At 61.2% G+C, this 11,981-nt stretch carries 7 protein-coding genes and 6 pseudogenes; 5 read left to right on the top strand and 8 right to left on the bottom strand.

What is annotated here, in order from left to right; translation table 11 throughout:
• Positions 1–44: 44 nt before the first annotated feature.
• The 3 genes from JFV26_RS04510 to JFV26_RS34385 are packed head-to-tail and all read right to left on the bottom strand — an operon-like array spanning position 45 to position 2,300.
• Positions 45–590: a twin-arginine translocation pathway signal protein gene (locus JFV26_RS04510; RefSeq protein WP_201190091.1), complete on the bottom strand. Its 546-nt coding sequence runs from the start codon at positions 588–590 to the stop codon at positions 45–47.
• A gap of 28 nt (positions 591–618) precedes the next feature.
• Positions 619–2,049: a coniferyl aldehyde dehydrogenase gene (locus JFV26_RS04505; protein WP_201190089.1), complete on the bottom strand. Its 1,431-nt coding sequence runs from the start codon at positions 2,047–2,049 to the stop codon at positions 619–621.
• A gap of 56 nt (positions 2,050–2,105) precedes the next feature.
• The gene (locus JFV26_RS34385; RefSeq protein WP_342215429.1) at positions 2,106–2,300 is read right to left on the bottom strand and encodes a hypothetical protein; all 195 of its coding nucleotides are present in this window, start codon (positions 2,298–2,300) and stop codon (positions 2,106–2,108) included.
• Between JFV26_RS34385 and JFV26_RS04500 the strand changes: the two are divergent.
• Both JFV26_RS04500 and JFV26_RS04495 read left to right on the top strand, forming a co-directional pair.
• A pseudogene (locus JFV26_RS04500) lies at positions 2,208–2,884 on the top strand (TetR/AcrR family transcriptional regulator). The gene JFV26_RS34385 and the pseudogene JFV26_RS04500 sit on opposite strands and share 93 nt — an antisense overlap.
• Positions 2,885–2,899: 15 nt before the next feature.
• Positions 2,900–3,753 (top strand): annotated as a pseudogene (locus JFV26_RS04495) (sulfurtransferase).
• 14 nt (positions 3,754–3,767) lie between these two features.
• Here the strand turns inward: JFV26_RS04495 and JFV26_RS04490 are convergent.
• The 5 genes and pseudogenes from JFV26_RS04490 to JFV26_RS04470 all read right to left on the bottom strand — a co-directional run.
• Positions 3,768–3,896 (bottom strand): annotated as a pseudogene (locus JFV26_RS04490) (AraC family ligand binding domain-containing protein); the annotation flags it as partial.
• A 4-nt stretch (positions 3,897–3,900) separates the two neighbouring features.
• A pseudogene (locus JFV26_RS04485) lies at positions 3,901–4,898 on the bottom strand (hydrolase).
• Between the two features lie 56 nt (positions 4,899–4,954).
• Entirely contained in the window at positions 4,955–5,572 is a 618-nt protein-coding gene (rsmD, locus tag JFV26_RS04480) for a 16S rRNA (guanine(966)-N(2))-methyltransferase RsmD (protein WP_201190088.1), read from the bottom strand.
• Positions 5,572–7,061, bottom strand: a pseudogene (locus JFV26_RS04475) (M16 family metallopeptidase). Before JFV26_RS04475 ends, rsmD begins: the two are co-directional and overlap by 1 nt.
• Complete coding sequence (locus JFV26_RS04470) at positions 7,054–8,409, bottom strand: M16 family metallopeptidase (RefSeq protein ID WP_201190079.1); 1,356 nt, start codon at positions 8,407–8,409, stop codon at positions 7,054–7,056. Before JFV26_RS04470 ends, JFV26_RS04475 begins: the two are co-directional and overlap by 8 nt.
• A gap of 344 nt (positions 8,410–8,753) precedes the next feature.
• On the opposite strand from JFV26_RS04470, the gene ftsY reads away from it, so the two are divergent.
• The 3 genes and pseudogenes from ftsY (at position 8,754) to ftsX (ending at position 11,963) form a co-directional block, all read left to right on the top strand.
• Positions 8,754–10,277: a signal recognition particle-docking protein FtsY gene (ftsY, locus tag JFV26_RS04465; RefSeq protein WP_201190077.1), complete on the top strand. Its 1,524-nt coding sequence runs from the start codon at positions 8,754–8,756 to the stop codon at positions 10,275–10,277.
• Positions 10,274–10,945, top strand: coding sequence for a cell division ATP-binding protein FtsE (gene ftsE / locus JFV26_RS04460; protein ID WP_201190075.1), 672 nt, complete (start codon positions 10,274–10,276; stop codon positions 10,943–10,945). Before ftsY ends, ftsE begins: the two co-directional genes overlap by 4 nt.
• Positions 10,942–11,963, top strand: a pseudogene (gene ftsX, locus JFV26_RS04455) (permease-like cell division protein FtsX). Before ftsE ends, ftsX begins: the two are co-directional and overlap by 4 nt.
• Positions 11,964–11,981: the final 18 nt, after the last annotated feature.

Genomic DNA, 11,981 nt, shown 5'->3' with positions numbered 1-11,981 from the left:
TCTTTTTTATTTTGGTTGCGGTGGTGAAGCGGCTGGCGCCATTCTCAAACGACAGGCGGCCCCGGGTACCCGCAATGCGCCCATGACTCCTTCCGGCTGTACCACGCCATCATCACCAGTTGCAGCAACGAGCTATGCCCCATGCGCAGCAAGCTCAACGAGCTGTTTTCCCAACGCTCAAGGAAATGCCGGATCTCATCGCCACTGGCGTTTTCCCAACTGCCCCAGATCCCGGTCAGTGGTCCACGAGTCACGGCCATCCCGAGCACATCGAACAGCTGTTGAGTCAGTTTGAGCATTTGCGGCGACAGGTGATTAAGGCCGCTATCCAGGTTTTTAAGGGTGCCATCGACGGCCGTCGGCATGTTCCCTGCGGCCACGGCGCCATCGAGCATCACCGGGATCAGCGCCCGCAAAAACAGCAGGTCAGCGCTGCGCAGAATCGCAAAACCGTTGGCCGCAATGCTCGACGAGCATCCACTGAGGCTGGCGCCCAGGCCGGCGGTGGCGAGAAAGGCGCTGGCGCCCAGGCTGAATTTGAGCAGGCCGCGCCGTGACAGCGCGGGTGTATCGGACAGGCTTGGGCTCATTATTGTTATTACCCGGCGGTGAGGATTGTTAGCGGATAAACAGCTTCTGAATCAGTTTCTGGATGGACTTGCCATACGGCGGGTAAATCAACTTTGCCGCATTGAACCGCTGTTTGATCAGCACACCCTTGGCCTTGCTGAAGGTCAGGAAACCTTCGTGGCCGTGGTAATGGCCCATGCCCGAGGCGCCGATGCCGCCGAACGGCATGTCGTCCTGGGCGACGTGCAGCAGCGTGTCGTTCAGGCACACGCCGCCGGAATGAGTTTCGTGCAGTACGCGATTCTGCTCGCGCTTGTCGTAGCCGAAGTAGTACAGCGCCAGCGGACGAGGCCGTTGATTGATGTAGGCAAACGCCTGATCCAAATCGGTGTACGGCACGATCGGCAGCACCGGGCCGAAGATTTCGTCCTGCATTACCGTCATATCGTCGCTGACATTCAGCAGCAGGCTGTGGCCCATGCGCCGGCCCTGGCCCTGGTCGAACAGCGGAATCAACAGCGCGCCCTTGCTGGTGGCGTCGCTGAGGTAACCGTTGAGCCGCGCCAGTTGTCGGTCATTGATGATGGCGGTGTAGTCCGGGTTGTCGGCCAGGGTCGGATAAAACCCGCGAACCGCTTGGCGATAGGCTTCGACGAACGATCCGACACGATCCTCGGGCACCAGCACGTAGTCCGGCGCCACGCAGGTTTGCCCGGCGTTAAGGGTTTTACCGAAAGCGATGCGTTCGGCAGCGTCCTTGAGCGGCACGTCGCGGGACACGATGGCCGGGGACTTGCCACCCAGTTCCAGGGTCACCGGTGTCAGGTTTTCCGCCGCCGCGCGCATGACGTGTTTGCCGATGCTGGTGGCGCCGGTGAACAGCAAGTGATCAAAACGCAGCCGGGAGAACGCGACGCCGATATCAGCCTCGCCCAGCACCACGCAGACCAGATCTTGCGGGAACACTCGGCCGAGCAATTCCTTGAGCAGCAAGCCGGTGGCCGGGGTCGACTCGCTGAGTTTGAGCATCACCCGATTACCCGCCGACAACGCCCCCACCAGCGGCCCGATGGCCAGGTACAGCGGGTAGTTCCAGGGCACGATCACGCCGACCACGCCGAGCGGTTGATAAACGACTTTGGCGGATGCCGGTTGAAAGGCGATGCCAACCTTGCGCCGCGACGGTTTCATCCAGCCTTTGAGGTGTTGGCTGGCGTAATGAATGCCGTGCAGGCTCGGCATCAGCTCGGCGAGGAGGGTTTCATCGGCGCTGCGGTGGCTGAAATCCTGGCTGATGGCGTCGATCAACGCCTGGCGCTCATTGCTCAGCAGATCCCGCAATGCCTTGAGCCATTGCTGGCGTTGGGCGGCGGATGGCATCGGGTTGGCGGCGTAGGCGGCCCGCTGCGCATCAAACAGTGTTTGGAGTTCGTCCAGAGGCTGCTGTAGGTTCTGCAGGTAGGCGATGTCGGCAGTCATGGTCGGCTCCGGATTTATTGTAATAAGGAGCTTTTTAGAGTTTGTGCTCTAGAAAGTCAAATGACATCCTGGCGCAGCTTTGTTTTATCCGTTCGCGGATAGGTCGTAAGATGCCCGTCACCGCACTCTGAATTAAAGCTCAAGCCATGGCCCCAAGGATCAAAACCAGCGAGCGCATCGTGCAGAACAGCCTGGAGCTGTTCAATCAGCAGGGCGAGCGCAGCATCAGCACCAACCACATTGCTGCCCACATGGAAATTTCCCGGGCAACCTTTACTACCACTTCCCCAACAAGCAGGCGATTATCGCCGTGTTGTTCAGTGAGTACGAAAGCCTGGTGGACAGCTTCCTGCACCCGCCCCAGGGCCGCGCCGCTACGGTTGAGGACAAGCGTTACTACCTCAAGGAACTGCTGTCGGCGATGTGGCGCTACCGGTTTTTGCACCGTGACCTCGAACACCTGCTCGAAAGCGACCCTGACCTGGCCGCCCGTTACCGGCGCTTTTCCCAGCGCTGCGTGATTCAGGGCACGGCCATCTACAAAGGGTTCGTCGAGGCTGGCATCCTGAACATGGACCGGGTGCAGATTGAATCCCTGACCATCAATGCCTGGATCATCCTCACGTCCTGGGTGCGTTTTCTGTGCACCACGCGGGAAAACTCCAATCACTTGAGCGAACAAGCGATTAAGCGTGGGGTTTATCAGGTGTTGGTGCTGGAAGCCGGTTTTGTCTCCGATCAGTCTCGCGCTGAGGTGAATGCACTGTTCGAGGAGTTTTACGTGCCTCTGGCCCAAGCCCTGGAAGATGGGCCGCAGGATCAAATACCGAGTTAATCACAGGAGCCCGTTATGCCCATTGCGCAACTGATCAGCCCGCAAGCGTTGGACCTGAAGAAGGAGCAGCCGGGGCTGGTGATTCTGGATTGTCGTTTTGCCCTCGAGGACCCGGATTACGGGCAGCGCAGCTACGCGGACGGGCATGTCGCCGGGTCGATTTTTGCCGATCTGGAGCGTGATCTCAGCGGGGCGATCATCAAGGGCGTCACCGGGCGCCATCCGCTGCCTGAGCCCGAAGATTTGATCGAACGCCTGCAAGCCTGGGGTATCAATGCCGACAGCGAAGTGGTGCTGTACGACGACGGGCCCGGTGCCTATGCGGCGCGGGCCTGGTGGTTGCTGGCCTGGCTGGGCAAGCGCGACGGCGTGTTTATCCTCGATGGCGGGCTCAAGGCCTGGCATGCGGCCGGGTTGCCGTTGAGTCTCGATGCACCGTCGGTTATCCATGGCACCTTCAGCGGTGCGCCGGATGCTTCGTTGTTGCTCAGCGCTGATCAACTCCAGCAGCGTCTCGGCCAGCCATCGCTGACCCTGCTCGACGCCCGGGCTTGCCGCGCTTCAAGGGTGAAGTGGAGCCGATCGATCCGATTGCCGGGCATATCCCCGGTGCGCAATGCGCCGCGTTCACCGACAACCTGGGCAGTGATGGGCGTTTCCTGCCGGCCGATCAACTCAAGCAACGCTTTGCCGGAAAGCTCGGTGATCGTCCGCCAACGGAGTTGGTCGCGTATTGCGGCTCTGGCGTGACGGCGTGCCACAACCTGTTTGCGTTGTGCCTGGCGGGTTATCCGTTGGGATCGTTGTATGCCGGGTCGTGGAGCGAGTGGATCAATGAACCGGCGCGAGGCGTCGCGACCGGCGAATAAAGATCAAAAGATCGTCCGATCACATAACCGTCATGCACATGGGGCGCGAAGCGGTGTTCGATGTAGCGTGCGGACAACAGTTCGACCCCGGCCAGTGGCGCCGTTTGCCAGAACCGAATCGACTCGCCCTGATCGTTGTCCATGGCGTTACTCACGACCCGCAGCGGTCAGCCATTGGGGAATGCGCCGCTCCAGGTAGTAACCCGGATACCGGAATGAACCGTCGACGAAGCCGACATGCCCGCCCTTGGCCTGTAACTCGAATTGGGTGCAGGCGGACAACTCGCTGGCTTCGGGCAGGCTGTGAGGGAAGACGAACGGGTCGTCAGCGGCCTGGATGATCAGGGTTGGCGTGCGGATTTCGCCGAGGAAATAGCGACTCGAGGCGCGGCGATAGTAATCCTCGGCGTTCGCGAAACCATTCAGCGGCGCGGTGACCCGGCCATCGAAATCCCAGAAGGTGCGCAGGTTTTTCAGCGAACCCAGCGCGGCCAATTCAGCCAGGCCCTCATGGCGTCCGTCGTGCTGGAACTGGCGCTGCTTGTTCTTGATGTAGGCCAGCATCTCGCGCATGAAGTGCGCCTGGTAGACCTTGGAAAATCCCTGGCCGATCCTGTCGGCGCACTGATCGAGGCGAAACGGCACCGACACCGCCACGGCGCCGAGCACGCCACTGTCACTGCCGGTCTCGCCCAAGTGTTTGAGCAACACATTGCCGCCCAGGGAATAGCCGACGGCATACAACGGCGCGAGCGGTCGTTTGGCTTTCAGGTGCTTGATGGCTTCGGCCAGGTCTTCACTGGCGCCGGAATGGTAGCTGCGCGGCAACAGATTTGGCTCGCCCGAGCAGCCGCGCCAGTTCAGCGCAACACTGGCCCAACCTTGATCTCCCAGGACTTTTTGCAGGCCGGCCACGTAAGGCGAGTTCGACGAGCCGGTCAGCCCGTGCAACACCAGCACCAGGGGGCGTTGGCGGTGTGCGGGCCGTGCCAGTCGAGGTCGAGGAAGTCGCCGTCCTCGAGCCAAAGCCGTTCGCGTGTGCGCTCGATATGCGTGGTTTTGCGCCACAGCGGCCCCCACAAGGTTTGCAAGTGCGGGTTACTGAGGCCGAAGGCCGGGGTGAAGCGATTGGGTGCAAGGGCCACGATTGCTCTCGATGCAGCGGTGCGCAACGGGTGCGCACCTTTTTCAGGCTAGTCGATTAGCCAGCGATCACTGCCATACGTTGCCACAGCGCATAGTAAACCCGCCCGGATTTCTGCTCGCGGTGCAGGCGCCAGTTGCCCGGCAAACCGAGCGATGACGGCGCGTTTTCGCTTTCGGTGTAGACCCACGCCTCGTCGGCCAGCCACTGACGCTCTTCGAGCAAGGCGCAAACGCCCGGCAACAGGTTCTGGTTGAACGGCGGGTCGAGGAACACCACGTCGTACGCGGTTGCGGTCTGGGTTTCCAGATAGCGCAAGGCGTCGGCGGTCTGGACCTGGCCGGTGGTGCAACGCAGGGTGCCCAAGTGTTCCTTGATGCTGGAGACCGCGATGTTGCTGGCGTCCAGCGCCTGGCCCATGGCAGCGCCACGGGACAGGGCTTCAAGGAACAGCGCGCCGCTGCCGGCAAACGGGTCCAGCACCTTGGCCCCGGCGACATACGGCGCCAGCCAGTTGAACAGGGTTTCACGCACCCGGTCCGGCGTCGGGCGCAAGCCAGGCGCATCGGGGAAGCTCAGCTTTCGGCTGCCCCATTCACCGCCGATGATGCGCAGTTGGTTCACGCCGTTATGCACGTTGTGAACAGGTTTTTTAGGACGCGATGGACTGGCCATTAATGCTCCGGAACCCCGAGCGGCTGCTCGGTGGGTTTATCAGATGGGGCCGGTAACGGCTTTTGTGGCACGGTCGGGCCAGCGGTGACGATGACCATTTTGTCCGTGCTCAAGTGTTTGTTCAGTGCGGTTTTGACCTGCTCGACGGTCAGGCTCTGGGACTGCTGCATGAAGTCTTCGAGATAGCTCAGCGGCAAGTTGTAGAAGCCCATGGCGCCGAGTTGGCCGACGATATCGGCATTGCTGGCGGTCGACAGAGGGAAACTGCCGGCCAGTTCACGCTTGGCGTCGTCGAGTTCTTTCTGGGTCGGACCGGTTTTAAGGTAGTCGGCGAGTACGTCCTGCACCAGTTTCAGGGTGCCTTCGCTCATTTCGGCGCGGGTTTGCAGGTTGATCATGAACGGGCCGCGAGCCTGCATCGGGGTGAAGCCCGAGGACACGCCATAAGTCAGGCCACGCTTCTCGCGCACTTCGCTCATCAACCGCGTGCCGAAACCACCGCCGCCAAGGATCTGGTTGCCCATGGACAGTGCTGCGTAGTCCGGGTCGTCACGGTCGATACCCAGTTGCGCGAGCATCAGGTTGGTTTGTTTGGACGGGAATTCGATGTGGGTGAGGCTGGCCTTCGGTTCGGTCGGCTGCGCAATCTTCGCCAGGGCCGGGCCTTTTGGCAGGGCGCTGGAGACTTGTGCGGCAATCGCCTCGGCTTCAGCGCGGGACAGGTCACCGACCAGCGCAATCACCACGTTGCCAGCGGCGTAGGCTTTTTCATGGAAGGCCCGCAACTGCGCCAGGGTGATCGCCGGGACGGTTTTCGCCGTGCCGTCGCTGGAGCTGGCGTAAGGGTGATCGCCGTAGAGACGCTTCATCAACTCCAGGCCCGCCAGTTTGCCGGGGTTCTGCTTCTGGTAGTCGAAGCCGGCAAGCAACTGGTTCTTGATGCGCGCGAACGAGTCGGCAGGGAAGGTCGGTTGGCCGATGACTTCAGAGAACAGCTTCAAGGCCGGCTCGCGTTTGTCCGCAGCACTCAGACTGCGCAGCGACGCAATCGCCATGTCTTTGTAAGCACCGTTGCCGAAGTCTGCACCCAAGCCTTCAAAGCCCTGGGCGATGGCGCCGACGTCTTTACCGGCCACGCCTTCGTTGAGCATGGCATTGGTCAGCAGGGCGAGGCCGGGCGCATTGCCGTCCTGGCTGCTGCCGGCGGCAAAGATCAGGCGCATGTCGAACATCGGCAGCTCCGGGCTTCGACGAACAATACCTTGGCGCCTTCGGCGGTGGTCCAGGACTGTACGTTCATGTTGCGATGGCCCGGCGCCTTGCCGTCGAGTTCGGCCAGAGATTGCAGCTTCTGGCTGGTCTTGGCTTTATCGAGGGCTTCGCTGGCCTTGGATTCATCGGTTTTGGACAGGTAGAAAGCGGCCGAGCCGATCAGGGCGACAGCGATCAGGCCAATCAGGGCCAGGCGCGGTTTTTTACGCTCACTCATGAGTCGTCTCCAGTGGAAGTACATGGGCGACGCTGAGACGTTCGCGGGTGAAATACAGCTTGGCGGCTTTCTGGATGTCTTCGGGGGTGACGCTTTCCAGATCGGCGAGTTCGGTGTCCATCAGCTTCCACGACAGACCGACGGTTTCCAGTTGGCCGATCGAGGTGGCCTGGCTGGTGATCGAGTCACGTTCGTAGACCAGGCCGGCAATGACCTGCGCCCGCACGCGCTCCAGCTCTTGCGCCGATGGCGCGGTGGTTTTCAGCTGTTCGAGCAGCTTCCACAGACCGGCCTCAGCCTGGGCCATGGTTTTGTTTTTCTGGGTGTTCGGGCTGGCCGACAGGGTGAACAGGCTGTCGCCACGGGTGTAGGCGTCATAGCTCGACGAGCCGCCGGACACCAGCTCTTCGCCGCGTTCCAGTTGCGTCGGGATACGTCCGCTGTAGCCGCCGTCGAGCAGGGCCGAGATCAGGCGCAAGGCATTCACCGAGCGCTTGTCTTCGGCGGTGGCGATGCTGGGCACGTTGAAGGCCAGCATCAGGGCCGGCAGTTCGGTTTGCACGTGCAGGGTGATCTGCCGTTCGCCGGGCTCGGCCAGTTCCAGCGGGATTTTCGCTGGCGGTACGTCGCGCTTGGCGATCGGGCCGAAGTAACGCTGGGCCAAGGCTTTGACTTCATCCGGGGTCACGTCGCCGACCACCACCAGGGTGGCGTTGTTCGGCACGTACCAGGACTTGTACCAGTGGCGCAGTTCCTCGACCTTCATGCGGTCGAGGTCAGCCATCCAGCCGATGGTCGGCGTGTGATAGCCGCTGGCCGGGTAGGCCATGGCCTTGAAGCGTTCGTAGGCCTTGGACATTGGCTTGTCGTCAGTGCGCAGGCGACGTTCTTCTTTAATAACCTCGATCTCGCGGCTGAACTCGTCGGCCGGCAGGCGCAGGTTGGCCATGCGGTCGGCTTCCAGCTCGAAGGCCACGCCCAGGCGATCACGGGCCAGCACTTGGTAGTACGCGGTGAAGTCGTCGCTGGTGAAAGCGTTCTCTTCGGCGCCGAGGTCGCGCAGGATCAGCGACGCTTCGCCGGGGCCAACCTTCTCGCTGCCCTTGAACATCATGTGTTCCAGGGCGTGGGACAAACCGGTCTGCCCTGGCGTCTCGTAGCTTGAGCCGACCTTGTACCAGATCTGGGAAACCACCACCGGCGCACGATGGTCTTCGCGCACGACGACCTTCAAGCCGTTGTCGAGGGTGAATTCGTGGGTGGGTTGTGGATCGGCAGCCAGGGCCGAGAGGGGCAGACAAACTGTGCTGAGCAGTAGGCCTGCGGCGCGGCGGGCTAGAGCATTCATACGTTTTTAAACCTGTTGAGCTGCCCGCTTGGTCTTAGCCTAGGCGGGCGAGGAGGTGCTAGGATACTGATCCGTTTTACTGGCGGCCACGCCTATCAGGCCATTAATCGGCCTGCAGGTTGTATGGGTTCTCGGCAGAAGCTTTCAGTTTGTCAGCTAAACTCTGCGTTTTCGCCGACGATGCCGGTCCAGTCCTTCGTATTAGTCGACCTTTGAGGTGCCGTGGGTGCCTCGACAAATAGTTGCGCGTGAACAAGCTGGATGAATCGCAGTCTGTTCTGCATCGAATATTTATTTGCCGGGGCGCCCTTTGGCGCGTCGCTACCGTGAGATAGCCGTCCTCCATGTTTGGTTCCAACGACGACAAGAAGACCCCAGCTGCGGCTGGCGAGAAGAAAAGCCTGTTCGGATGGCTGCGCAAAAAGCCGCAGGAACCCGTCGTCGAACAGCCACAGCCACTGCCTGAGCCAATTCCTGAGCCGGTAATAGAAGAAGAGCCGGCGCCGATTGTCCTGGCGATTGCCGAGCCGGTGTTGCAACCGGTTGCCGAGCCTGAACCGGAACCCCAAGTCGAAGTCGTGGCCGAGTTGCCAGTGACGCCGGCCGCTGCGCCCTGGCTGACCCTGCCGGTAGCGGAAGAGCCGGTGGCGTTGGTCGAAGACGAGCAGGCGCCTCACGTCGCGCCGCCCATTCCATCCCCGATTGCGTTTACCCCTGCGCCGGTTCATGTGCCAGTGGTTGAGGTTGTTGTGCCAGTGGTTGTGGCCGAGCCCGAGCCGGTAATTCCTGCGCCTGTAGCGCCAGCATTCGTTGCCCCGGTTGTCCCGATTGTTCAAGCACCAGAGCCCGCGCCTGTGCCGGTTATCGCGCCGGTTGCCGCGGCGCCCGTGGCCATCGTTGAAACTCCGGCCGAGCTGCCGCGCACCGAAGAAACCAAAGCCGGTTTCTTCGCTCGCCTCAAGCAAGGCCTGTCCAAGACCAGTGCCAGCATCGGCGAAGGCATGGCCAGCCTGTTCCTGGGCAAGAAGATCATCGATGACGAGTTGCTCGAAGACATCGAAACCCGTCTGCTGACGGCTGACGTTGGCGTCGAAGCGACGTCGGTGATCATTCAGCGCCTGACCCAGAAAGTCGCGCGCAAGGAGCTGGCCGATGCCGATGCGCTGTACAAATCCCTGCAAGCGGAACTGGCAGCGATGCTCAAGCCTGTCGAGCAGCCACTGAAAATCACCTCGCAGACCAAGCCGTTCGTGATTCTGGTGGTCGGCGTCAACGGCGCCGGCAAAACCACCACCATCGGCAAACTGGCGAAGAAGCTCCAGCTGGAGGGCAAGAAAGTCATGCTCGCCGCCGGTGACACCTTCCGCGCCGCTGCGGTGGAGCAATTGCAGGTCTGGGGTGAGCGCAACAAGATCCCGGTGATCGCCCAGCACACGGGCGCCGATTCGGCTTCGGTGATCTTCGACGCCGTGCAGGCCGCCAAGGCCCGGGGCATCGACGTGCTGATCGCCGACACCGCCGGTCGCCTGCACACCAAAGACAACCTGATGGAAGAACTGAAGAAGGTTCGTCGGGTGATCGGCAAACTTGACGCCGACGCGCCGCACGAAGTGCTGTTGGTGCTCGACGCCGGTACCGGTCAGAACGCCATCAACCAGGCCAAGCAATTCAACCAGACCGTGCAGTTGACGGGCCTGGCGCTGACCAAGCTCGACGGCACCGCCAAGGGCGGGGTGATTTTCGCCCTGGCCAAGCAGTTTGGCCTGCCGATTCGCTACATCGGCGTCGGTGAAGGCATCGACGACTTGCGTACTTTTGAAGCAGAACCCTTTGTCCAGGCATTGTTTGCCGAGCGGGAGCGTTCATGATTCGTTTCGAACAGGTCGGTAAACGCTACCCGAATGGTCACGTCGGCTTGCATGAGCTGAGCTTTCGAGTCCGTCGGGGCGAATTCTTGTTTGTGACCGGCCATTCCGGCGCCGGTAAAAGCACCTTGCTGCGGCTGTTGCTGGCCATGGAGCGTCCGACCACCGGCAAATTGCTGCTGGCCGGACAGGACCTGGGCACCATCAGCAACGCACAGATTCCGTACCTGCGGCGGCAGATCGGCGTGGTGTTCCAGAACCACCAACTGCTGTTCGATCGCACGGTGTTCAACAACATCGCGCTGCCGTTGCAGATCCTCGGCCTGTCCAAGCCCGAGATCGCCAAGCGTGTCGACTCGGCCCTGGAGCGCGTGGCGCTCTCGGACAAGACCGATCTGTACCCCGGCGACCTGTCCACCGGTCAACAACAGCGCGTCGGCATCGCCCGCGCCATCGTCCACCGTCCGGCCTTGCTGCTGGCGGACGAACCGACCGGTAACCTCGATCCGCGTCTGGCGGCCGAGATCATGGGTGTGTTCGAAGACATCAACCGCTTGGGTACCAGCGTACTCATCGCCAGTCACGACCTGGCACTGATCGCCCGTATGCGCCATCGCATGCTGACCTTGCAGCGCGGCCGATTGATCGGTGACGGGGAGGCCGGCGTATGAGTGCGACACGCAGCCCCAAGGTTTCCGAGCGCGTAGCCCCCAAGGCTGCCGATCAGCAACCGAAAAAGAAAAACGCGACGATGACGACGGCCCGGATTTCGCCACGCTGTTGCGTGCCTGGATCGAAAGCCATCGCGCCAGCCTGGTGGACAGTCTGCGCCGGTTGGGTAAACAGCCGATCGGCAGCTTTTTCACCTGCATGGTGATGGCGGTGGCCCTGAGTTTGCCGATGGGCCTGTCACTTTTGCTGAATAACGTCGAGCGACTCGGCGGCTCCTGGCAGCGTGCGGCGCAGATTTCCTTGTATCTGGAACTCAACGCCAGCCCGGAACAGGGCGAGTCGTTGCGCGAGCAGATCAAAGGCATGCCCGGCGTAGCGGATGCTGAATATGTCGGTCGTGATCAGGCACTGGAAGAGTTCCAGCAGCAGTCGGGCCTGGGTGAGGCGCTCAAGGAGTTGCCGGAAAACCCGCTGCCAGGCGTGGTCCTGGTAACGCCAAAAGAGGTCGATAAGCCGACCCTTGAAGCATTACGACAAAAACTTTCCGAACTGCCGAAGGTACAACAGGCGCAACTTGATCTAGTCTGGGTCGAGCGTCTGGCCGCCATCCTCAAGCTGGGCGACCGATTTGTCTTCGGTCTGACCGTGCTTTTGGTGTCTGCATTACTTTTGGTGATAGGCAATACCATTCGTCTTCATATTGAAAACCGCCGCACAGAGATAGAAGTGATTAAACTCGTCGGCGGCACGGACAGCTATGTGCGCAGGCCCTTTCTGTACATGGGCGCGCTTTATGGCTTCGGTGCGGGGATTCTTTCCTGGGGTGTCCTGGCGTTCGGCCTGAATTGGCTGAACGACGCGGTGGTTGGATTGGCCGGCTTGTACGGCAGTAATTTTGCACTGGCCGGAGTGCCAGTTGCCGATGGTCTGTCGCTCTTGCTTGGCGCGGTGCTGTTGGGTTATATCGGTGCATGGATTGCAGTCGCACGCCATCTCAGGGAGCTGGCGCCGAAGTAGTATCTTTTTGCGCGTATT

The sequence above is a fragment of the Pseudomonas sp. TH31 genome (assembly GCF_016650815.1).
Taxonomy (GTDB): domain Bacteria; phylum Pseudomonadota; class Gammaproteobacteria; order Pseudomonadales; family Pseudomonadaceae; genus Aquipseudomonas.
This window is presented reverse-complemented; position numbering and strand designations above follow the sequence as displayed.

What these genes read in the sequence shown, in the direction of transcription:
- JFV26_RS04510 (WP_201190091.1), bottom strand. Translation starts at nt 590, where the DNA reads ATGAGCCCAAGCCTGTCCGATACACCCGCGCTGTCACGGCGCGGCCTG.
- JFV26_RS04505 (WP_201190089.1), bottom strand. Translation starts at nt 2,049, where the DNA reads ATGACTGCCGACATCGCCTACCTGCAGAACCTACAGCAGCCTCTGGAC.
- rsmD (WP_201190088.1), bottom strand. Translation starts at nt 5,572, where the DNA reads ATGGCCAGTCCATCGCGTCCTAAAAAACCTGTTCACAACGTGCATAAC.
- JFV26_RS04470 (WP_201190079.1), bottom strand. Translation starts at nt 8,409, where the DNA reads ATGAATGCTCTAGCCCGCCGCGCCGCAGGCCTACTGCTCAGCACAGTT.
- ftsY (WP_201190077.1), top strand. Translation starts at nt 8,754, where the DNA reads ATGTTTGGTTCCAACGACGACAAGAAGACCCCAGCTGCGGCTGGCGAG.
- ftsE (WP_201190075.1), top strand. Translation starts at nt 10,274, where the DNA reads ATGATTCGTTTCGAACAGGTCGGTAAACGCTACCCGAATGGTCACGTC.